General features: G+C 35.6%; 22 protein-coding genes. 5 read left to right on the forward strand and 17 right to left on the reverse strand.

Going from position 1 to position 23,515, the window contains the following annotated elements; all coding sequences use genetic code 11:
* Window positions 1–201: 201 nt before the first annotated feature.
* The gene (citZ, locus tag LPC09_RS18815; protein ID WP_231308000.1) at window positions 202–1,320 is read right to left on the reverse strand and encodes a citrate synthase; all 1,119 of its coding nucleotides are present in this window, start codon (window positions 1,318–1,320) and stop codon (window positions 202–204) included.
* Between the two features lie 589 nt (window positions 1,321–1,909).
* On the reverse strand, window positions 1,910–2,374 hold the full coding sequence (locus tag LPC09_RS18820) for a DUF441 domain-containing protein (protein ID WP_231308001.1): 465 nt from the start codon (window positions 2,372–2,374) through the stop codon (window positions 1,910–1,912).
* A gap of 191 nt (window positions 2,375–2,565) precedes the next feature.
* Between LPC09_RS18820 and ytvI the strand changes: the two genes are divergently transcribed.
* Window positions 2,566–3,681, forward strand: coding sequence for a sporulation integral membrane protein YtvI (gene ytvI / locus LPC09_RS18825; protein ID WP_231308002.1), 1,116 nt, complete (start codon window positions 2,566–2,568; stop codon window positions 3,679–3,681).
* 57 nt (window positions 3,682–3,738) lie between these two features.
* On the opposite strand, the gene LPC09_RS18830 is transcribed toward ytvI, so the two are convergent.
* The 8 genes from LPC09_RS18830 to dnaE all read right to left on the reverse strand — a co-directional run bounded on the left by LPC09_RS18830 (window position 3,739) and on the right by dnaE (window position 14,939).
* Window positions 3,739–4,125: an FxsA family protein gene (locus LPC09_RS18830; protein WP_231308003.1), complete on the reverse strand. Its 387-nt coding sequence runs from the start codon at window positions 4,123–4,125 to the stop codon at window positions 3,739–3,741.
* A gap of 120 nt (window positions 4,126–4,245) precedes the next feature.
* A complete protein-coding gene (gene pyk, locus LPC09_RS18835; protein WP_231308004.1) occupies window positions 4,246–6,006 on the reverse strand; it encodes a pyruvate kinase in 1,761 nt (586 codons plus the stop codon).
* Window positions 6,007–6,155: 149 nt separating this feature from the next.
* On the reverse strand, window positions 6,156–7,115 hold the full coding sequence (pfkA, locus tag LPC09_RS18840; RefSeq protein ID WP_098795029.1) for a 6-phosphofructokinase: 960 nt from the start codon (window positions 7,113–7,115) through the stop codon (window positions 6,156–6,158).
* Window positions 7,116–7,395: 280 nt separating this feature from the next.
* Window positions 7,396–8,373 carry an acetyl-CoA carboxylase carboxyl transferase subunit alpha gene (accA, locus tag LPC09_RS18845; RefSeq protein WP_231308005.1) on the reverse strand — a complete coding sequence of 326 codons (978 nt, stop codon included), beginning with the start codon at window positions 8,371–8,373 and terminating at the stop codon, window positions 7,396–7,398.
* The gene (gene accD / locus LPC09_RS18850; protein ID WP_231308006.1) at window positions 8,367–9,242 is read right to left on the reverse strand and encodes an acetyl-CoA carboxylase, carboxyltransferase subunit beta; all 876 of its coding nucleotides are present in this window, start codon (window positions 9,240–9,242) and stop codon (window positions 8,367–8,369) included. Before accD ends, accA begins: the two co-directional genes overlap by 7 nt.
* A gap of 247 nt (window positions 9,243–9,489) precedes the next feature.
* Entirely contained in the window at window positions 9,490–10,116 is a 627-nt protein-coding gene (locus LPC09_RS18855) for a FadR/GntR family transcriptional regulator (protein WP_231308007.1), read from the reverse strand.
* A gap of 16 nt (window positions 10,117–10,132) precedes the next feature.
* On the reverse strand, window positions 10,133–11,362 hold the full coding sequence (locus LPC09_RS18860) for an NADP-dependent malic enzyme (protein ID WP_231308008.1): 1,230 nt from the start codon (window positions 11,360–11,362) through the stop codon (window positions 10,133–10,135).
* A 223-nt stretch (window positions 11,363–11,585) separates the two neighbouring features.
* Window positions 11,586–14,939, reverse strand: a complete 3,354-nt coding sequence (gene dnaE / locus LPC09_RS18865) for a DNA polymerase III subunit alpha (protein WP_231308009.1) — start codon at window positions 14,937–14,939, stop codon at window positions 11,586–11,588.
* A 189-nt stretch (window positions 14,940–15,128) separates the two neighbouring features.
* On the opposite strand from dnaE, the gene LPC09_RS18870 reads away from it, so the two are divergent.
* From LPC09_RS18870 to LPC09_RS18880, 3 genes are all read left to right on the forward strand, one after another.
* A complete protein-coding gene (locus LPC09_RS18870; protein WP_231308010.1) occupies window positions 15,129–15,464 on the forward strand; it encodes a sporulation membrane protein YtrH in 336 nt (111 codons plus the stop codon).
* Window positions 15,461–15,964: a sporulation membrane protein YtrI gene (gene ytrI, locus LPC09_RS18875; RefSeq protein ID WP_098795023.1), complete on the forward strand. Its 504-nt coding sequence runs from the start codon at window positions 15,461–15,463 to the stop codon at window positions 15,962–15,964. Before LPC09_RS18870 ends, ytrI begins: the two co-directional genes overlap by 4 nt.
* 271 nt (window positions 15,965–16,235) lie before the next feature.
* A complete protein-coding gene (locus LPC09_RS18880) occupies window positions 16,236–16,424 on the forward strand; it encodes a YtzJ family protein (protein ID WP_231308011.1) in 189 nt (62 codons plus the stop codon).
* 250 nt (window positions 16,425–16,674) lie between these two features.
* Here LPC09_RS18880 and LPC09_RS18885 read toward each other — a convergent pair whose 3' ends face one another.
* A complete protein-coding gene (locus LPC09_RS18885) occupies window positions 16,675–17,613 on the reverse strand; it encodes a DHH family phosphoesterase (RefSeq protein ID WP_098795021.1) in 939 nt (312 codons plus the stop codon).
* Between the two features lie 221 nt (window positions 17,614–17,834).
* Here LPC09_RS18885 and LPC09_RS18890 point away from each other — a divergent pair, with 221 nt between their 5' ends.
* Window positions 17,835–18,134 (forward strand): YtpI family protein, encoded by a 300-nt coding sequence (locus tag LPC09_RS18890; protein WP_098795020.1) that lies wholly within the window; start codon window positions 17,835–17,837, stop codon window positions 18,132–18,134.
* Between the two features lie 66 nt (window positions 18,135–18,200).
* Here the strand turns inward: LPC09_RS18890 and LPC09_RS18895 are convergent, their stop codons facing one another.
* From LPC09_RS18895 to LPC09_RS18920, 6 genes are all read right to left on the reverse strand, one after another.
* Window positions 18,201–19,517 carry a CBS domain-containing protein gene (locus LPC09_RS18895; protein ID WP_098795019.1) on the reverse strand — a complete coding sequence of 439 codons (1,317 nt, stop codon included), beginning with the start codon at window positions 19,515–19,517 and terminating at the stop codon, window positions 18,201–18,203.
* Between the two features lie 107 nt (window positions 19,518–19,624).
* A complete protein-coding gene (locus LPC09_RS18900) occupies window positions 19,625–19,867 on the reverse strand; it encodes a hypothetical protein (RefSeq protein WP_098795018.1) in 243 nt (80 codons plus the stop codon).
* A 390-nt stretch (window positions 19,868–20,257) separates the two neighbouring features.
* Window positions 20,258–20,938, reverse strand: a complete 681-nt coding sequence (locus LPC09_RS18905) for a metal-dependent hydrolase (RefSeq protein WP_098795017.1) — start codon at window positions 20,936–20,938, stop codon at window positions 20,258–20,260.
* A gap of 127 nt (window positions 20,939–21,065) precedes the next feature.
* A complete protein-coding gene (ald, locus tag LPC09_RS18910; RefSeq protein ID WP_098795016.1) occupies window positions 21,066–22,190 on the reverse strand; it encodes an alanine dehydrogenase in 1,125 nt (374 codons plus the stop codon).
* 111 nt (window positions 22,191–22,301) lie between these two features.
* Window positions 22,302–23,069: an SDR family oxidoreductase gene (locus LPC09_RS18915; RefSeq protein ID WP_231308012.1), complete on the reverse strand. Its 768-nt coding sequence runs from the start codon at window positions 23,067–23,069 to the stop codon at window positions 22,302–22,304.
* 280 nt (window positions 23,070–23,349) lie between these two features.
* Window positions 23,350–23,511 carry a hypothetical protein gene (locus LPC09_RS18920; protein WP_162987434.1) on the reverse strand — a complete coding sequence of 54 codons (162 nt, stop codon included), beginning with the start codon at window positions 23,509–23,511 and terminating at the stop codon, window positions 23,350–23,352.
* Window positions 23,512–23,515 lie beyond the last annotated feature (4 nt).

Here is a 23,515-nt window from a genome sequence, read left to right on the forward strand (position 1 = left end):
TCAAATCTATTTTACCAATAGATTCTCTTCTCTTAAAGTGTTGTTACTTTTGTTTTTATAAAATTTATTAAATTTATATTATTCAGGCCTTTTATAAAAGCCTTTATATTGAAAGCGTAGAAAACGATTCCACACAGTAATCCTCCCATAGAGGGAGGACAATGTGGAATTGCCTCTTCACTATTCTATATCACTATAAAATTATCCTCTTTGGTCTAAAGGGATATAAGCTTGTTTTTCTGGTCCAACATACTCTGCACGTGGACGAATTAGTCGGTTATTTTCATATTGCTCTAGAATATGAGCTAACCATCCCGATACACGACTTACAGCAAAGATTGGTGTGAATAAATCATGATCAATGCCTAAGCTATGGTAAACAGATGCTGAATAGAAATCAACATTTGGCGGAAGTGGTTTTTGAGAAGTAACTAATTCTTCAACTTTTGTTGACATCTCATACCATTTTGGTTCACCTGTGATTTTTGTTAGCTTTTCAGACATCTTCTTTAAGTGCTTCGCTCTTGGGTCACCTTGACGGTATACACGATGTCCGAAGCCCATTATTTTTTCTTTATTTGCTAACTTCTCATTAATATAACTTTCAGCATTTTCTACTTCATCGATTTCTGAAAGCATCTTCATTACTGCTTCATTAGCTCCACCGTGTAATGGACCTTTTAGAGCACCAATAGCAGCTGTAACACCAGAATAAACATCAGATAATGTCGCAACACATACACGTGCTGTAAAAGTAGATGCATTTAATTCATGGTCTGCGTGTAAAACAAGTGCTTTATTAAATGCTTCCACAGCAATTTCATCTGGCTCATTTCCTGATAATGTGTATAAGAAATTTGCAGCCATTGATAAGTCTGTTCTAGGCTCAACTGGCTCTAAACCTTTACGAATACGAGCAAAAGAAGTAACAACAATCGGAAGCTGTGCTTGTAGACGGATGGCTTTTCTGTAGTTAGCCTCTGTATCCATCACATCTGCTTCTTCATCAAACAAGCCAAGTAAAGATACAGCAGTACGTAGAGCAGCCATTGGGTGAACTTTATTGATAGGGTATGATTTGAAGTGTTCAATAACTTGCTGTGGAATCTTTGCATTTTCCGCAAGTTGTTTCTTAATTTCATTTAATTGTTCTGCATTCGGAAGTTTTCTGTGCCATAATAAATAAACCACTTCCTCAAAGCTTGCGTTTTCTGCTAAATCATCAATGTTATAGCCCGCATATGTTAATGTATCATCAATAATCGAGCTTACAGATGAAGTAGTTGCAACGATACCTTCAAGACCTTTTGTTGCTGTCATATAAATCCCTCTCCTTTACCTTTTTTCCCCATTTGTTTCATCTTAAAAGTTTAAATGATATAAGTAGTAGAAATCCTACTTGACTCAGTCATAAACTGTTCCATATGTAAGGAAATAAGCTTTTGTCAAAGTAGATATTTCACTTATGTTTCGTAGATCACGAATCATGAATTTATAGTATTATTTTAAACTTTTAGACGATTGAGCGCTTGCTCACATGCAAGCAAAGAAAAAGAAAATGCTTACATTTTTTATTATTTTGATAAAGCATCACTCCGTATAAATCGAACGTGACATATACTATCAGATAATCTTATTTAAATAATAGATAGTATACCTATCTCATTTCAAAAAGAGATGAGATAAGGTTGCCTTATCATGTAGGCATTATTTTAGAACATATCCCTATTATAAACAATTATCAGACTTTTGTGAATGAAAACAACTTTATTACTTAAAAATTTGTTAGAAAAATTTTATTTTAGGGATTCTTTCATTAAAACTGCCTTACTAATATAACCATAACATATATTTGTTATATTAGTGTATAATTCCTCTAAATTAATTGGCTTTTTACAGTATTATATAATTAAGAACTAAATAGTTTTACAATTTGCATGGCTAGATACGCTATTCCTGCTCCTATTAAAGGTCCTACAGCCACACCATTGAATAACGAAACTGCTAGAATTGTGCCAAAAACAAGAGCTGTTGTAATATGAGGATCTTCCGCTAACAACGTTAGCCCGTTTTTAGCAATTAATGCGACAGCTATCCCTGCTCCTAAAGCAATCCAAGCATAAGAAGATTTTAAAGCATCAATCAGCTGTTTAAATCCAATTTCTCCTGTTGCTATTGGTACTAAGACAGCAATTGTAATAACTGTAACTCCCCAGTTAATTCCCTTTGCCCCAATAGTTGGCAATAACTTCGATTCTAATCCAATCAATTTAATGACTAGCAAGCATCCAACAGCTATTAACAATGATTGATTTTTCGCTAAAAATCCAACTCCTAATAAGATTAATAAAAAGAGTACCGGTTGACTAAACACTGAGTAAAACCTCCAAAAAGTAGTAATATGGTTAAATTAATTACATATATAAAACCATGACTATACATCGAAACTCAAAAGATTAATTCAAATAGTATAAACAAGCTTAATATGTAATAAACATGCTATATAGCCTTATTCAAAGATTGGAAAAGCCCATAGGAATTGAAAAATGGGGAGGAATTTATTAAGTGAATATGAATTATTTATATAGCATGTTAAGATTTTTACTTATTATAGCTGTTACATGTTTAGGAATATCAATATGTTATTATTTATCTACTTTGACCTATCCATTTTTAATTGCAATCTTAATTGCTATGATTATTAATCCTCTTGTAAATGGGTTGGAACGGATCCTCAGGATTCCTAGAGGATTTTCAGTGATTATCTCAATTATTTTACTGATTTGTTTAATTGCAGGTATTCTCATTCTTTTAGTAGCAGAAATTGTAACAGGCACCACCTATTTGGCGAGAGTTCTCCCTGGACATTTAGAGTTGTTAGCTGTTTACATCGAAACGTTTTTTGTCACAAAAATCATGCCACTATATAACCAACTAACATACCTTTTTAACAGTCTTGAATCAAATCAACAACAATCCATTATCTCAAACATTCAAAATATTGGTGAATCAGTTGCATCTAGTGTTGGAAATTTCATCAAAGGCTTTTTGGAAAATATTCCAGTTATCATTAGTTGGCTCCCAAATGCCGCAACTGTCATAATCTTTTCTTTACTTGCAACTTTTTTCATTAGTAAAGATTGGTATAAGTTCAAATCTGCTGTTTCTGGTTTACTACCACAGAGAGCAAAATCAAGTGGAAGGACTATTACTAATGAGTTAAAGAAAGCATTGATAGGTTTTGTTCGTGCACAAGCAACCCTAATTTCCATTACCACCGCCATTGTTTTAATAGGACTTTTGATTTTACGGGTTGATTATGCTATTACAATCGCTTTATTAATCGGTTTAGTTGATATTCTCCCATATTTAGGTACGGGTTTAGTGTTCATTCCATGGATTATTTATTTATCGTTTAGTGGTGGAATACCGCTTGCAATTGGACTAGGAGTATTATACCTTTTCGTCTTAATACAGCGTCAAATAATGGAACCAAAAGTACTTTCCTCCAATATCGGACTTGACCCACTTGCTACCCTCGTTTCACTTTTTATAGGTTATAAACTAATTGGCTTTTTAGGACTGATAGCTGGGCCAGTTGCATTAGTCGTATTAAAAACATTTAAAAGTGCGGGCCTTTATGAGGACCTATGGAAATTCATCATAGGAAATAATAGATAATAGTAAAACGAACGGGGCTGATACTAAGATCAGCCCCACAATTTCTTTGATCAACTTCTACCTTATGATCGTTATCTGATTTTTATCAATCATTTTTCGAATAGTTGTTAATAAAATCGGTTTAAACTTATTTCTGCTATATGGAAATAACAATAAAAACCCTACTGTATCTGTTATAAACCCAGGAGTTAATAACAAAACTCCACCAATCAAGATACAAAGCCCGTCAATAATGGCCATTCCAGGAATTTGTCCAAATTGCATTTCTTGCTGAGCTTTTCTTAACGTTTCCAATCCTTGTTTCTTTGCAAGCCAAGCTCCTACAACACCCGTTAAAATAATAAGTAATACAGTTGGAATGGGGCCAATTGTATTTCCCGATAATATTAGAATTCCGATTTCTAGAGCAGGTATAACAATAATGAGAAACATCAATAATCGCATGTATTCACCTCTTAAACTCTACTAATAAAACGATGTCCTTTTTTAAATCTCTATACTCTCTCTATTCTATTCCAAAGATGCAAAAAAAAGAAGGGATTACTCCCTTCCTCTTAATGACAATTATAGTACACTCGCATGTCCTTGGTAAATAACTCCTCGAACAGCGTCTACTGTAATATCTTGACCATCTTTTAACAATGTTGTTGCGTTTTCTACACCTACAATAACAGGAATACCAAGACTTAATCCCACAACAGCAGCATGACTTGTTAAGCCACCTTCTTCTGTTACAAGAGCAGATGCTTTCTCAAGAGCATCCATCATATCACGGTCAGTTCCTTGTGCAACAAGAATAGCACCTTGTGTCATTTTTTCTTGTGCATCCTTTGCAGTGCTTGCCACTACAACCTTACCAAAAGCTGATTTACGTCCGATGCCTTGTCCCTTTGCAATAACATCTCCAATAACATGGACTTTCATAAGGTTTGTTGTGCCTGCTTCACCAACAGGTACACCCGCTGTAATCACAATAAGATCACCATGTGTTACAAGTCCGCTATTAATTGCTTCTAATACAGAACGATCTAGCATTTCATCTGTTGTTGTTGAGTGATTTCCACTTCTTGGGTAAACACCCCATACTAAAGCTAACTTACGAGAATATGAATCAGAAACTGTTACAGCAATAATTGGTGCTTTAGGACGATATTTTGAAATCATTCTTGCAGTGTGTCCACTTTCAGTTGGAGTAACAATTGCTGATACACCTAAATTTAGAGCTGTATAAGCTGTAGATTGGCCAATCGCATCTGTGATTGTTGTGCCAACCTGAGCACTGCGCTTCGATAAAATTTGCTTATAATCTAAAGCTTGCTCTGCTCTTGAAGCAATATTGTGCATTGTTTTAACCGCTTCCACTGGATAAGTACCGGCAGCAGTCTCACCAGAAAGCATAATCGCATCCGTACCGTCAAAAATAGCATTGGCTACGTCACTTGCTTCCGCTCTAGTCGGTCTTGGGTTACGTTGCATACTATCAAGCATTTGAGTAGCTGTAATAACAGGCTTTCCTAGAGCATTACATTTACGAATTAATTCTTTTTGAACTAATGGAACTTCCTCTGCAGGAATCTCAACACCCAAATCTCCACGAGCAACCATTAAACCGTCTGACACTTCAAGAATCTCATCGATGTTATCTACACCTTCTTGATTCTCAATTTTAGGGATAATTTGAATATGGCCTGCATTATGCTCTTCAAGCAGCTCGCGAATTTCTAGTACGTCTGAAGCACGACGAACGAAAGAAGCAGCTATAAAGTCAACATCCTGTTCAATACCAAAAACAATATCTTTAGCATCTTTTTCAGTAATACCTGGAAGTTTCACACTAACTCCTGGTACGTTAACACCTTTTTTATTTTTTAATGTACCAGTATTTTTAATTAATGTTTTAATCTCACCTTTTGATTGGTCAAGACCGATTACTTCCAACTCAATTAGACCATCATCTAGTAAAATTGTTGACCCAATATGTACATCATCAATAAGTCCTTCATATGTAACAGAGAACTTTTCTGTTGTACCAACTACTTCTGTCATTGACACAATAATTTCTTTTCCTGCCTCAAGCTCAATAGCACCATTTTCCATTGTGTTTGTGCGAATTTCAGGGCCTTTAGTATCTAGAAGAATAGCTACAGTTTTGTTTAGTTTGGCAGAAGCCTCTCTAATATTTTTAATTCTTGCACCATGCTCATCAAAATCACCGTGTGAAAAATTCAAACGGGCTACATTCATTCCAGCCTGCATTAATTCTGATAATTTATCAATTGATTCACTCGCAGGACCAATTGTACATACAATTTTCGTTTTGCGCATTTCGTTTCCTCCTACCATTTAGAAGGGTAAAGGTTTCACTTATCCCATGTTAGATTCGTTTCTTCCTTTACCCATTTTTGTATGGTTCTATTGTTTTATTTTTTCTTTGCAGCTTTGTAAAATAATATGGTAACGATACCAACTAGTATTTATATAGATAATTCTTTAGATAATCGGTACATATTATCATCAATCGTATGTGGTTGATCTAGTATTTCAAGAATATCATGGTGAACAAGTTCGTTCTTTTGTATACCAACACAACGTCCACCTTTTCCTTCTAATAATAATTCAACAGCATACGCGCCAAGTCTACTCGCTAATACACGATCAAAAGCAGTTGGAGAACCGCCACGCTGAACATGACCTAGTACAGAAACACGTGTCTCAAATGAAGTAGCTTCTTCAATTTGCTTAGCAAATTCAACTCCACTGCCTACACCTTCTGCAACTACAATAATACTATGCTTCTTTCCTCTCTCATGACCACGTTTTAAGCGGGCAACAACATTGTCCATGTCATAGTCAGCTTCCGGTATTAAGATTGTTTCAGCTCCTCCAGCCAAACCAGACCAAAGAGCAATATCACCAGCATGTCTTCCCATTACTTCAATAACATATGTACGTTCGTGTGATGTAGCTGTATCACGAATTTTATCAATTGCATCTATAACTGTATTAAGTGCTGTATCAAATCCAATAGTAAAATCTGTACCAGGGATGTCATTATCAATAGTTCCAGGAACACCTACACATGGAAAACCATGTTCAGTTAGTTTTTTCGCTCCCATGTAAGAACCATCTCCCCCAATAACAACTAGGCCTTCAATCCCATGTTTCTTTAACTGTTCAATCCCTTTTTTCTGACCTTCTATTGTTTTAAATTCAGGACATCTAGCAGAATATAATTTCGTACCTCCGCGGTGAATAATATCTCCTACAGAGCCAAGTTCTAATTTTTCTATTCTTCCTTCAATTAAACCTGTATATCCATGGTAGATTCCATAAACCTCTACATCATGATAGATCGCTTTACGTACAACTGCCCTAACAGCAGCATTCATACCAGGGGAATCTCCACCACTGGTTAAGACGCCAATTTTTTTCAAAACTTTCACCCCACTATAGATAAGTAGCAATACTAAATTACTTCCAAAATAACATGATTATAATGTCAATACAACAAAGAGTCAACTTTTGTCGAATAACCTTTTTATGAGCCTTTTTCATTATACAATAAATTATCTGCTGTGTTTAATGAATTATGTAATTTTGCAAAATTATTGTCCTACTTTGCCAAAAAAGTATAATCTGTAAATAAAATAGAATGAATTGTTTTTTCTTTCACATCCGCAAAAGAAAACGTGGACCGGTCGGCCACACGTTTTTCTATTTTACCCCAAGTAGATCGTTTGCAAACGATACTTGACCTATTCTTTTATATTTTTCATAACGATGCTGAATTAATTCTTCCCCTGTCATACTTGAGAGAGTTTTTAAAGAGCTTGCGATTACCTCAGTAATATTGATTGCTTGCTGAGCTACATCCTTATGTGCTCCACCTTTTACTTCTGTGATAATTTCATCAACAACACCAAGTTGCTTTAAATCTGGGGCAGTTATTTTCATTGTTTCTGCAGCTTTCTTTGCTAATCCTGAGTCTTTCCAAAGTAATGCTGCTGCACCTTCAGGAGAAATAACAGAGTAGGTAGAGTTCTCCAGCATATGAATATAATTTCCTACACCTAATGCTAGTGCTCCACCACTACCACCTTCTCCAATAACGATACAAATAACTGGTACAGATAAACCAGCCATTTCGAACAAGTTTTTAGCAATTGCTTCACTTTGTCCTCTTTCTTCAGCTGCTTTTCCTGGATAAGCTCCTTTTGTATCTATAAAACATATAATCGGACGATTGAATTTATCTGCTTGTTTCATCAACCGTAATGCTTTACGATAGCCTTCAGGATGTGGCATACCAAAATTTCTTCGAATATTTTCTTTTGTATCTTTACCACGCTGGTGACCAATTACAGTTACTGGTACATCTCTGAACTTAGCTATACCACTAACAATGGCATCATCATCACCATAATATCGGTCACCATGACATTCTAAGAAATTAGTAAAAATTTGTTCGATATAATCTAGAGTTGTAGGGCGACTAGGATGCCTTGCAATTTGAACTCGATCCCAAGGCTTTATATTTGTATAAATTTCATTTTCAAGCTTTTCTAATCTTGCTTCTAATTTTTCAATTTCAGATGATAAATCAACATCAGATTGAGCAGTAAAATCTTTCAGTTCTTTAATTTTAGCTCTAAGCTCGGTAACTGGCTTTTCAAACTCCATTTCACCTACCATGTTATTTCACCTCCTGTTTGATGAATATCAAGTATGCTCCCAAGAGTTTCCTTTAATTCTTGGCGATTAATAACATTGTCTAATTGCCCGTGCTTCAGTAAAAATTCTGCTGTTTGGAAGTCTTCAGGAAGCTCTTCTCTAATCGTTTGTTCAATAATTCTTCTACCAGCAAACCCAATTAAAGCACCTGGCTCAGCAAAATTATAGTCACCTAGTGATGCAAAGCTTGCCGAAACTCCTCCAGTTGTTGGATGTGTCATAACAGAAATGATCAACCCACCATTATCACTAAAAAGCTTAAGGGCAGAACTTGTTTTAGCCATTTGCATAAGACTTAAAACACCCTCTTGCATCCTAGCCCCGCCGGAAGCAGTAAAAATAATAATCGGTAATCCTTTTTCATTCGCATTTTCTATTGCTCGGGTAATTTTTTCTCCTACAACAGAACCCATACTTCCCATTCTAAAACTAGCGTCCATGATAGCCACAGCTGTTCTAAAGCCGTTTATCAGACCTTCTCCTGTTACTACAGCTTCATTTTGTTTAGTTTTTTGACGATCTTTTTCAAGTTTTTCCTCATAATCAGGGAAGTTTAGAGGATTTTCAGATATCATGTTTTGATCATATTCAAGGAAGCTATTTTCATCAAATAAACTCTCAATTCGCTCTCTAGCGTTCATTTGATGATGATATCCACAATTCATACAAACTTTTAGATTTTTATTAAGTTCTTTCGTATACATGATTTTTTTACAATTCGGGCATTTTATGACAATCCCTTCCGGAACATCTTGCTTAGCTTGCTCAGAAGGAATTGAGGCATATTTCTTTTTCTTTGGTTTTGGCTTAGTAAATAAATCTTTTAACAAAACGGTACCTCCCCTTTTTCAAAGGCACTGTTATAATTGGCCGAAGATTTCCTATTTAGCTCATATCCATTTATAGCCAAAAATAACAACGCGCTTAAACATAGCCTTTATTAAAGCTGCTTCTATTTAAATCAGATAATGATTACATAATCTAGTATTCACTTTAAGAAACTATTTTCTAAAAAAGTGTCAGTTATATTAACTGTAACGATTGCTGGACAAACATGTTGTAGAAAGTTGTCAATATCTATTCGACATTTTCTTTAAGGGATACCGCTTCATATTGAATAAACACTTCTAAATGATCCTTTTTTATTAAAGCATCAAGCAACATGGCTAAATGTTTTTTTGAAGAACTATGCGATTGATCACCTTTATATACAAAGCTGACATATTCATTTAAAACATTCCAAATTCGATATAAGAGAAAATTGTTTGCTAATTTAACAAGCTCAGTCATTAATTCAAATCTTGTTATCTCTGTATCCTGAACTTTACTAGATAATTCTTCTAATTGTTCATTTATGTCACTTTGTAAGATTAGCTGCAGGGCATTTTTTTCTAATAGCTCGTTCATTTTAATAACATCCTTTATTGCTTTTGTATCATCAAGAATAAAGGTACCCAGCAGTTCAATTAAATTATGTTCTCTAAAATCCTTTAAAAAAGTTCCTTCGCCTCTTCTCGTTTCAATCATCCCTAATAATTCAAGGGCTCTTAACGCTTCACGAACAGAAGATCTTCCAACTTTTAAATTCTCAGCCAGCTCTCTTTCTGAAGGAATTTTATCTCCATAAGAAAGCTGTTTTTCTGCAATAATTGCGCGAATATGGCGAAGGATTTCAATATAAACTTTTGAATGCGGAGTTGTCAAAGAAGAATCACTCACTTTAATCAATGATGGCTAATTGCCTCGTTTTCTCAGCAACTTCCTCCGGATCGACTTTTATTCTTGCCACACCGGTTTCCATTGCTGCCTTAGCTACTGCTGAAGCAACAGCTGGTGCCACTCTTGGATCAAATGGTGCCGGAATCACATAATCTGAACTTAAATCCTTTTCAGAAACAAGTGCTGCGATTGCCTCAACTGCCGCAATTTTCATTTTCTCATTAATATGTGTAGCACGTACATCTAACGCACCTCTAAAAATCCCTGGGAAGGCCAATACATTGTTTACTTGGTTTGGAAAATCAGATCGGCCTGTTCCAATAACCATCGCCCCAGCTTCTTTAGCCTCATTTGGCATAATTTCTGGAACAGGGTTAGCCATAGCAAAAATAATTGGGTTCTCATTCATTGATTGAACCATTTCTTTAGACAAGGCCCCTTCAACCGAAACTCCAATAAATACATCGGCACCTTTAATAACATCGGCCAAACTACCTTCCAGCTGATCTCTATTTGTATATTTAGCTACCTCAGATTTCACGTTATTCATACCGTGTGAACGATTTTCAAAGATTGCACCTTTCGTGTCACACATAATAATATCTCTTACACCATAGCTATATAAAAGTTTAATGATTGCAATACCCGCTGCACCTGCACCGTTAGCTACAACCCGGATATTAGACATACTTTTTCCAACTAATTTAAGAGCATTAACAAGCCCTGCTACAGTTACAATTGCAGTACCATGTTGGTCATCGTGAAAAATAGGGATATTCGTTTCCTTTTTTAAACGTTCTTCAATAACAAAACAATTAGGAGCAGCTATGTCTTCTAAGTTTACTCCACCAAACGTTGGTTCAAGCAACTTAACTGTATTAACAATTTCATCAATATCTGTTGTGTTTAAACAAATTGGAAATGCATCCACTCCAGCAAAACTTTTGAAAAGAACAGCTTTTCCTTCCATAACCGGTAATGCTGCTTCAGGACCAATATTTCCTAACCCGAGCACAGCCGTACCATCAGAAACTACTGCAACCATATTACCTTTCATCGTATAATCATAGACTTTGCTTTTATCATCATAAATATCTTTACAAGGTTCAGCTACACCAGGTGAATAAGCAAGGCTTAAATCATAAGCATTTTTTACTGGAATCTTTGACTTTGATTCTAATTTCCCTTTGTTAACACGATGAATATGTAAGGCTTCTTCTCTCAATGACATCATGAACACTCCCCATGTAAAGTACTAGAACAAGTACCCTATTGTAAGAATCTAATTGTTTGGTTACCAGTTCAGCTGTATCTATTTTTACACTGCCTATCATTCTTCAAAAAGTGGTCAGACCACTTTAAATCATTATTAAATGATAACATAATTCATTTGATTGTAAAGCATCGTTTAGCATAAACATCCTCATTTACGAAAATAGCCTTACAATGAAAGGCTACTCCTGTTTTAGTACAACATTATTTTGCCCAAGTAAATTCATTAAATCTGTTAAACACTCTTCTGTAGCTGAAACTGAGAACTCTTCAGGTAATTGAATAGTCCTCTTATCATGCTCATAATACAGGTAGACAGGGATACTCCCGTTAAAACGACTTAGTATCTTCTTTACATCTAGCAACTTTTGTTGATCTGAGAACTGCTTCTCAATTTTCACAAAGAGCTTTGCATGTTTAGAAACGGCTGGTAAGTGTTCTAGTTCTTTTATTTGCTGAACAATAAACTGAAGTTTATCCTGTCTTCTTTCAACTTTTCCCTCTAGATAGAAAATCATCCCGTCCCTCACCTTTTCACCAAACTTTGAATAAGTTTGAGGGAAAAGAACAGCGTCAATATCTCCTGTTTCATCTCCAAGTAGTAAAAAAGCCATAACCTCACCTTTTTTGGTACGTATTGTTCGTACATTTGCTACTAAAGCCCCAATTGAAACCTTTCGATCTACATTTGAAGATAAATCATCAATAGTAACAGCACGGACCCCTTGAAGGTTTGAACGATACATTTCAACAGGATGAATGGAAAAGTATAAACCTAGAGATTCTTTTTCAAATCTAAGTTTTTCTTCAATTTTAAATGGCTCTACTTCAATATACTTTGGCTTTAGATTAAATTCTTCTTCCAAAAAGAGATCAAATTGACTTTCATCTGATGGAGTCATTAGCTCCGCATGCTCAATGGCAACATCAAGGCTTGCAAGCAAAGTTGCACGATCAATAGTAAACTCATCCATTGCACCTGCAAAAATAAGTTGCTCCATTGTTTTTCTAGTCACAATTTTCATTGATACCCTTATACAAAAATCAAATAAGTCAGTAAAAGGTTTTTTCTTTCTTGCATGAAAGATTTCCTTAATAGCCGCTATTCCTACATTTTTTATAGATGTTAAATTATAGCGAATACTTGCACCTTCTACTAAAAATGCAAACTCACTTTTGTTTACAGAAGGTGGCAGCACCGCGAAACCTTTACGCTTCGCCTCTCGAACATATTGAGCAACTTTATCTTCATTTCCACTTACACTTGTTAATAAAGCTGTTAAAAAATGGAGAGGGTAATTTGCTTTTAAAAAGGCTAATTGGTAAGCAATCATACTATATGCAACTGCATGACTTCGGTTAAATCCATAGTTGGCAAACTTAACAATTAAATCATAAATTGAGTTTGCCACTTGTTGACTATAACCGTTTCTAGTACAGCCCGAGACAAAATGTTCCCTCTCTTGATCTAGTATATCTTTCTTTTTCTTCCCAACGGCTCTTCTTAATAAGTCTGCTTCCCCTAGAGTAAATCCTGCAATAGTAGAAGCCAATTCCATTATTTGCTCCTGATAAACTATAACACCATAGGTATTCTGCAAAATCGGTTCCAGTGAGGGGTGTAAATATGTTGTGCTTTTTCTTTTATGTTTTCTGTCAATAAAGAGTGGAATATTTTCCATCGGACCAGGTCTGTATAATGCATTTACAGCAACAATATCCTCAAGACTGCTAGGTTTAAGACGTTTTAAAACACTTCTCATCCCTTCGGATTCAAGCTGAAAAACTCCTGTTGTATCTCCCTGGGATAAAAGATCAAATGTTTTTTCGTCTTGATAGGATATGTTCGTCAAATCAACTCGTTTTCCTTCAACACGTTGTATAGATTTCATAATATTCTCGATTAAAGAAAGATTTCTTAAGCCTAAAAAATCCATTTTTAAAAGCCCGAGATCTTCTAAGTAATCCATAGAGTACTGTGTTAAGTACACATCCTGTTGCCCTTCTTGAATTGGGACAATATTTGTTAAAGGTTGATCACTTAAAACAACACCTGCTGCATGTGTAGAAGTATGCCTTGGGAGGCCTTCTAGTTTTAAAGCTGTTTCATAGATTTTTTTATTTCGTTCATTTTCAGTAATTAATTTCTGTAGTGCCTGAGATTCTTTAAATGCTTCTTGAAGGGTGATTCCCGGTCGAGATGGGATCAGCTTCGATAAGACATCTGTTTCCTTAGGTGAAGCTCCCATTACTCTCCCCACATCACGAATAGCTGCTTTGGCTGCTAACGTTCCAAAGGTAATAATTTGAGCAACATGTAATTTGCCATATTTGTTTGCTACATAAGCTATTACTTCATCACGTCTTGTATCTGGAAAGTCAATATCAATATCAGGCATCGTAATACGCTCTGGATTTAAAAACCTTTCAAAAAGTAATCTATGTTTAATTGGATCTACATCCGTAATTCGCAGCACATATGAAACAAGAGAGCCAGCAGCAGAACCTCGCCCTGGACCTGTTAATATGCCATGCTCATGAGCGTATTTCATAAAGTCCCATACAATTAAAAAATAATCACTAAAATTCATTCTTTTTATTACATCTAACTCATAGCTTAGTCTTTGTAAATAGATAGAGTCAGGGTTTTCAAATCTTGTATTTAATCCTTTGAAACAAAGCTCCTCAAGATATTCATCAGCATTTTGGTTTTTGGGAGCAGGGTATTTTGGTAGATGAGTAACACCCAGATTAAGATTCACTTTACAACGAGCAGCTATCTTTAATGTATTTTCTAATGCATCAGGGAACTCCTCGAATAAAGATACCATTTCAGCTGCAGGCTTTAAGTAATTTTCATGTGTTCCTTTTTGGTCAACATGAAAATCAGAAAGCTTTTCACCACGTTTTAATGCAATTAGGCATTGCTGAGCAAGGTAATCTTCCTTTTCGATATAGCTAACATTATTCGTTGCCACCATAGGAATATTCACTTCACTACTAATATTCAGTAAATATTTATGTAGGGACTCATCTTCTAAGGATACTCTCTGAGTTCCTAAGTATATTGAGTTTTCACCAAATAAAGTTTGATATTTTTTTAATAAAACAATTGCTTGATCAAACTGTTCTTTTTCAAAGCTTTCCATGAACATTTGTCCTGGGATAATGGCTATTAATCCAGAATGATAGCTTTTTAACCATCGATCTGGAAGCCCTTCAGGTGATTTTGTTTGAAGAGCACTGCTTATCTTTAATAAATTCTGATACCCCTCGTTATTTTCAGCTAGTAGTACAGCTGTCATGTCGGTCTCATGTTGTTCATCTATGATTGTAACTGTCATACCTAAAATAGGCTTTATTCCATTTTCCTGACATAGCTTATAAAAAGCTACAGCCCCATACATCACATGAAAATCAGTCAACGCTATTGCATTAAATTTACATTCTTTCGCCTTATTAACTAATTTATCTAATCTTGCTGCACTTGAGAGCAAGCTGTATGCACTTTTCACTTGAAGGTGAACAAACGGCATATATTCCCCTCCTTTCTACATTCGTTTTAGATTTTTATTCAAGGATCATTTATATATCCTTCATTATATTCCCGAGGTTATATAGTTACAAATAAGAGCGTTCCGTGTTATAAGACCATTTCTACAAAAATATTTTCTTTCATACTTAAAATAGGTCGTCCATATATATAGAGTAGGGGGTTGATAGTCATGGACAAAGAAGCCTTTATGCCGGCTTTTATTCATAGTTACTTTATAGCACTAGGAGTACTTTTAGGTGGCACGCTAATCGGTGCCATTGGTGCATTTTTAGCAGGAGAACCACCATTAACCAAAATGTTTGAATTTTCTAATAGGCTAAAAATTTGGGCTCTTGTTGCAGCGATAGGTGGTACGTTTGATGCTTTTTACAGCTTTGAGCGAGGAATTTTTCAAGGTGAAACACGAGATATTGTTAAACAAGTATTGTTAATTGTATCAGCTATGGGTGGAGCTCAAACAGGTTGGTTACTTATCACTTGGTTAACGCAGGAGCATCTTTCATGAGAATCCCGCCGCACTATCAGCAACCTTCATGGCAACGTTTTTTTGCAGGTGCAGCAATAGGGGCAGTTATTAGTTGGGGTGTTTTTCTTTTTATTTTTGGAGTTATTCAAGAAGAACATAGTACAATTATAAATAAACAAAAGCAAACCATTCAAGATTTAGAGAATGACAAGAAAATCTATCAAGAAGAGTATACAAAATTAAATAAAAAAGCTCAAGAAAAGCTGACTGTTCAAGAGATTAAGATTAAATTAACGAACGGTGACCGCTATCTTTTTAAGGACTTTAGGATAACGAATATTGAAAACAGTGTAAAGGAAGATTTAAAAGACGTAATGGCCAAGGATATTGAGAGTATCGTTTCTAACCATCTATTAATAGAACGAATCATTGAAAATAAGCCATTAAAGTTTGATGGAAAAGAATACAAGCTTGAAATGACAAAATTCATGTTAACCACCACACTATATATTGAAGTTAAAATATCATTTGTAGACTAACAATACTCCAAGAGAATTTGAAATATTTTTAATTTTTATTAAAAATCAATCGCAAAACCTTCCCTTTTCCGATAAAATAGAAATAGGAAAAACAAGGAAAAAAACATCCACTAAAAACAAGCTGGTTTGCTCTCTTACAAACTGGCTTTAACCTCCCCATCCACTCTTCATAGAACATACATTCCAACAATTATGACAATTGATTCCTTGTTTAACCAACTCACTTTATAACGATTTATCGGTTGTACCACTACTTAACGGAGGGATGGATATGTATATTTTAAGTTCAAAACAAGTTGTCCAGGAAAAGATTAACCATATCAAAAAAGGGTTCTCAGCATATGTAGAAACAGCTGAGCTTGCAAACATTATCAAAAAAGAATGTCAGATTTTACAATTGGATGTGTATGAGGATGCTACAGAGCTAGGTTATTGGTTTATTCCGAACAAAGAAAGGTAACCGCTTTCACACTCTCTTCATCAATGTAAAACTCCATTATCAAAGCGGCGTTTTCTAAAGATCCTCATCACATGTTCTTTTCAAACCACTAAAAGTAATCCATAACTGTATTGTAAGCAAACTAACCTCTACACTATCATCCTTCTGGATCGTAAATTTTAAGGTAAGGAACTATGTCATCTTATGACTACCGACTAGGGTTAGAAAAGGGTTCGGCAGTTATTACCGAACCCTTTCTTATTTCTTAAGATCATTCATCCTGACATAGCACTTCTAGATCATGTAAAACCTGTTTCGCTTCTTCCCAGCTATATACAGAAGCTCCAGATGCGAGTGGATGTCCGCCACCATTATATTTTTTAGCTAATTTATTTATCACAAGTTTTTTTGCTCTAAGTCTAACACGAATCTGATTTTCTTCTTCCACAAAGAACACCCATGCTTTCACACCTTCAATATTACCTAAAATTCCAACAAGCTGAGAAGCTTCTGAAGGGGTCACATCAAATTTCTTTAATATATCTTTTGTTATACTCATTGATGCAGAACCTGACGATGTTAACGTAAAGTTTTGAAGAACATATCCACTAAGTTTAGCGACGTTTCTCTTTGTTTTGTAAAGTTCGTCGTAAATTGGTGTAGGGTTAATTCCTTTTGAGATTAATGCACTAGCATACTGAAAAGTTTTCTCCGTTGTACTCGGGAATAGAAACCTTCCTGTATCACCCACAATCCCAGTATAAAGAAGTTCTGCCGCTTTTTCAGATAATTTAAAGCCGTGATCTTTACCTTCTAAGTACAGTTCATAAATCATTTCACTTGTAGCACTTGCTTCAGTTTCCACCCACAAAAGATCTCCGTATTGATCCTCATTTGGATGGTGATCGATTTTAATCAATTTTTTACCTGTTTTATAACGTTGATCACTGATGCGGGCTTGGTTTGCTGTATCACATACAATAACAAGTGCTTCTTGGTATATCTCGTCTGAAATATGATCCATTTTATATAGAAACTCAAGCGATTGCTCAGATTCTCCTACAACATAGATTTTCTTATTTGGGTATGTAGCTTTTATCATTTCAGCCAAACCGCATTGAGAGCCATAGGCATCCGGATCTGGACGAACATGGCGATGAATGATAATTGTGTCATTTTGGCTAATTTCATCAAGTATTTGTTGTTTCATTTTGGTCTCCTTTTCTCTCTATATAGTTTATTAAATCATAAATACAAATTTTAAAAAAGAATGAATCTTCAGGATTTTCATTTCATCGTATTTAGTTAAAGACATGTTAAACTAAACATGCTATCTTTTATTATAGGTTGTTTAAGAAGATATTTCTTCTTTTTTACCTTACTAGATGCAAGAGTAGAAAAAATACTCATCTCAGTAGTGGAGGTTTTTATATGCCAGTTTTAGTTGTACTTATTATTTTTTCACTAGCTTTCTATTTGTACTATAGGGTCAAAGCATACCGATCAAATAAGCAAGCGGAGAAAAGTTGGATATCTGCGAAAGCTAGCATTGCATTAGGTCTGTTTGTTGCATTTTTTGGGCTTAATCAATTATTTATGTTTCGCTCAACCTTATCATTTGTTGTGGGAATTATTTTTCTGTTAATCGGTTTTGGCAGTGCTTGGGCAGGATACCGAGCTTACAAGCATTATCTTCCATATGTTCTAAAAGAAATAAAAGAGCAACAGTAACGAATCTCTCGAAAAAAATAGGGTTAACTGTTTTATAAAAACAGCTAACCCTATTTTTTCCTTGTTTTATCTCTCAATCAATTGAACCATCATCATCGCTTTTCCTACGACTATACCGTCGCTATATGCTTCTATATCAATTTTTCCAAACTTACGACCAACCTCTAATATTTTCGGGTGAATTTCAAGCACTGATTCCATTTGAACAGGTTTAATAAAGTATATTGTGATATTTTCAACAACAATGTCACCTTTTTTCTGTGCTCTTAGATAACGATTAACGGACTCTGTAACAAGTGTCGTAAAAACCCCATAAGAAATGGTGCCAAGGTGATTTGTCATTTGCGGAGTTACTTCACATCGAAAAATACTACTGCGTTTTGATTCATCATCAATAGTTATAAATTGATTTGTCACGATGTCATCAAGTTTTTCACCAATTTGTGGTTGACGTTGGATCATTTGAAGAGCTTTGAGAACATCTTGACGACTAATAATCCCTTGCAATCTATTCTGCTGGTCTACTACCGGCAAAATTTCGATCCCTTCCCAAACCATCATTTGTGCTGCTGATGCGACAGAAGTTTTACCAATTACTGTAATCGGACTTTTAGTCATTATTTTTTCGATTATGGTTGAATGGTCGTTCCCCATAATATCTTTAGAGGTAACAATTCCTTGCACTTTTAAGTTCTGATCTATCACTGGAAACCGACCATGCCCGGTTTCATAGTTATGTTGATACCAAGTTGCCACCGTATCAGACGTTGATAAACAGATTGTTTTATCAATCGGTGTAAGAATATCCTCCACCTGTACGATTTCTTTCTTAATTAACTGATCATAAATTGCTCGATTGATCATGGCACCAACCGTAAAAGTATCATAGCTTGTTGAAATAATTGGCAGCTCCAGCTCATCAGCTAATTTTTTCACGCTATCTTCTGTATCAAAACCACCTGTTATCAATACTGCTGCACCAGCTTCAAGCGCATATTGATGGGCAGTTGTACGATTCCCGACTATAAGTAAGTTCCCTGCACCTGTATATCGCATCATGGCATCAAGTTTCATCGCACCAATGACAAATTTATTTAATGTTTTATGTAAACCTGCCCGTCCACCTAAAACTTGCCCTTCAACAATATTAACAACCTCAGCATATGTTAATTTCTCAAAGTTCTCTTTCTTCTTTGTTTCAATTCTAATCGTTCCAACACGTTCTATCGTACTAACATATCCTTTGTTCTCTGCTTCTTTAATTGCACGATATGCTGTTCCTTCGCTAACATTTATATCCTTCGCAATTTGTCTGACAGAAATTTTTTCACCAACTGGCAGTGAAGTTATATACTGCAAAATTTGCTCGTGCTTTGTAGCCAAGCCGCATCACCCTTTTTATATTAGTGCATTTATCTAATAAGACCGCACAAATACGGTTTAAAAAACAAACTAATCCACTTTTATTATAAGGGTGAAGAAGGCTTATATCAACGCAGTGTTTGTCTTTGTCTCTTTTTCTGAATTTGCTTATATGATTTTAACTGCTTTGCTTGAACCTGTTGCTTTGGTCGGTACAAATAATGAGCAAAGTTTCCACCAATAACAAAAATCGCTAAGCACAACCAGCTCATAGCAAATACAGTTTGCGTTTGATTGCCCGAAAGTGAGATATGTTGAAGTCCAAAATAGAGCATCATTAATGCTATTAATGCGTACATTAGGTTTTTCATCTTGATTCATCCTTTCTATAAAAGCTTTGTTTCATTTTATGCATGTACACATAAAAAAAGAAGCAATGAATGAGATTCTTTGCTTCTTCTGATAGCATACTATCATTTTGCGCTATTTTTACTATTTTATTTCTAACACAGTAACCCCAATAAATTGTCCGTTTCATTACGCTCCAGACAATCGCTTTCCGCGGGGAGGAAGCTGAGCCTCCTCGGCTTTGCCTGCGGGGTCTCAGCCTTTCCTCTACCTCCCGCAGGAGTCATTTTCTTCCTCTTCATTCCACTAAGTTTATAAAAACAGGTTTAAAAGCAACACGTATAAACTTGGCTTGTGGTTTTCAACTCTAAACATTCTGTAAATCTTTTTTCCACATTATATGAACTATCCTATTAAAGCTCGTATTTTTCTCCCACTTTTAATGGCAGGCCAATGCCTTCTGGTAAGGATTGAGCGAATTTTTCTGGATCCTGCTTAATTGCTGGAAAAGTATCATAATGGATAGGAACGACTTTCTTTGCGTTTAGCCAAAGAGCTGCATCCTTTGCGTCTTCAGGACCCATTGTTAGATTATCTCCGATTGGTAAAAATGCAAGGTCTATTGAATTTCGTTCTCCAATCATTTTCATATCAGTAAAGAGTGCAGTATCACCTGCATGATAGATTGTTTTGCCTTCAGATGTTAATAAAATACCTGATGGCATACCAGTATAAATAATGGTACCATCCGGCTCTTGATAGCTTGACCCGTGAAAAGCCTGTGTTAGTTTTACTCTGCCAAAATCAAAATCATATGCTCCCCCAATATTCATTGGGTGAATATCAATTCCATTTTTCCCTATGTAAACCGCCAGCTCGTATGGGGCGATAACTAAAGCATTATTTTTCTTGGCAATTTCTATTGTGTCCCCAACATGATCATTATGACCGTGTGTAAGAATAATAACATCTGCTTCAACTGAATCAGCTGTCAAATCTGTTAATTCATTGCCAGTAATAAATGGATCTATAATGATTTTTTTATTGTGTGCTGCTACTTGTACAACTGCATGGCCGTGATATGAAACTTCCATTTTATTCAACTCCTTATATGTTAAATGGTTAAATGAATAAGATAGTCCACTAAAACTTTACCCATTTTTATTTCTAGCTAAACGTTTACATGAAAAACCTAGCTTTCACTAAGTTTTTCATGTGGTGTTATACTCGTGAATCCATTAATGAAGTAGCATCCTTAAAAAATAGTCCATGTGCCTCGGCAACTGCTTTATACGTTACAAATCCCTTCAACGTATTCAATCCTTTCAACAGCGCAGAATCTTCTAAACAAGCTTTTTGGTAACCTTTGGTTGCAATTATATTTGCATAGGGTACAGTGACATTTGTTAATGCCAATGTGGATGTTCTTGGAACTGCCCCTGGCATATTAGCTACAGCATAATGTAGAACACCATGTTTTTCATATGTTGGATTGTCATGGGTCGTTAACCTGTCAATTGTCTCAAAAATGCCGCCTTGATCAATGGCAATATCAACAATCACAGAGCCCTTACCCATTGCCTTTACATCCTCAGCAAAAACAAGATTTGGTGCTTTTGCCCCAGGAATTAACACAGCCCCAATAACTAGGTCTGCTCGTTGAACTGATTCTGATATTGTGAGGGGGCTAGACATGATTGTTGATACGTCTTTTCCAAATAAATCATCAAGCTGCCTTAGCCGGTCCGAGTTTGTATCAAGTATCGTAACCTCTGCCCCTAATCCACATGCAATTTTGGCGGCATTTGTACCAGCTACACCACCGCCTATAATTGTCACACGTCCTCTTTGTGTACCGGGGACTCCAGCTAGCAAAATTCCTTTACCACCTTTTGGCTTTTCTAATAGTTGAGCACCGATTTGCGAGGCCATTCTGCCGGCAACTTCACTCATTGGTGTTAATAGAGGAAGTGACCCATTTGAAAGCTGTACAGTTTCGTATGCAATCGATGTTACCTTTTGATTAATCAAAGCTTTTGTAAGCTCTGGTTCAGCCGCAAGATGTAAATAAGTAAATAAAATCAGATCATCACGAAAATAGGAAAATTCCTCTTTTAACGGCTCTTTCACTTTCATTACCATGTCCATTGACCAAGCCTCAGCAGCTGTTTTCACAATCGTTGCACCAGCATCTTTGTATTGCTCATCTGTAAAGCCGGATCCTAACCCTGCATTCGTTTCAATACAAACTTCATGTCCAGATTTTATTAACTGATTTGCTCCGGCTGGCGTCATCGCTACACGGTTTTCATTATTTTTCAATTCAGCTGGAATGCCGATTTTCATAAGTATTCACCCTTTAATTTGCGTTCTTATCAGTATGACCATATTTCATCATATGATGACGCAATAAGACAGGTTAGTGAATTTTTTATAAGAACAGATATTTTCTTGTTTTCAGACATGAAACCGGTGTATTACGTTTGCTCCACCAGTAACTTCAATAATGGAGCCTGTGATCATGTCCGAATTTTCATCACATATAAAAGCAACAGTTCTTGCAATATCTTCTCCTGTACCGGAACGGCCAATTGGTGTTTTCGATTCAACATCACTCATTATTCTAGACTGCTCAATCGTTGCTTCTTTCATTTCTCCGACAATGTTTCCTGGGCAGATCATATTAGCGGTGATCCCATGTTCTGCTTCTTCAATGCTTATTGATTTCGTTAGTGATACAAGACCTACCTTTGCAGCACTGAAAGCAGAGCGATGAAGCCAACCCGGAGAGGATTCGGCTCCTTGAAAACCATATGTAATAATTCTTCCATATCTTTGCTGCCTCATGATCGGAATAATCTTTTTGAACAAATGAAAGACTGAACTTAAATTTCCTTCTATCATTTGATACCATTCTTCGTCTGTATAATCAGCAAGCTTCTTTCTTTCAAATATGTATGGACCAGCATTATTTATCAAACAATCTATTCTACCGAACCGTTCAATCGTTAAATCAATCATGTTTGTGAGATCTTCTTTTTTCGTAACATCACCTTGAACAAAAAGAATACGATCTGATAGATGTGAATAGGTATTTTTGAGGTTTTCTACTGCTTCTATGTCTTTTCGATAATTAATTGTTACTGAATACCCGCGTTGTAAAAACTCTTCAGTGACCTTTTTTCCTAACCCTTTAGATCCTGCAGTAATAAGGGCATGTCTCACGATATCTTCCTCCCCATTTAACTTGTCCTTAAAAGGATATCAATCATTAATACGCTTTATCTAAAGGAATATTCCTTTGTAAAACTGTTTATTTTTTATAATTGGAATGGATTACTTCGATATTATCACAATAACTGATAGATCTATCCATTACTACTTCTATTGTGCTGATAAATGAGAGATTTTACAATTATCTTGTTTTGAAAAGGATTTGAGGAAAATTAGTAGGGTTTTTGAGGATTAAAAAAGCTGACTCATCTTAAGCCAGCATGACATACTTTTAATCTTTTCTTATTGCTCGAAAATGTTCTTGTAAAAAGTTTGGATCATATTGCTGTTCGACAACCCCACTTGAATAAGAATCAGTTAATTGTTGCATTGTTTCTTGTTCGCCAAGGTGGTCGTAGTAATACGTTTGTCTCGTAACTCTTCTTTCTTTCACAGTT

The sequence above is a fragment of the Metabacillus sp. B2-18 genome (assembly GCF_021117275.1).
Lineage (GTDB): Bacteria > Bacillota > Bacilli > Bacillales > Bacillaceae > Metabacillus.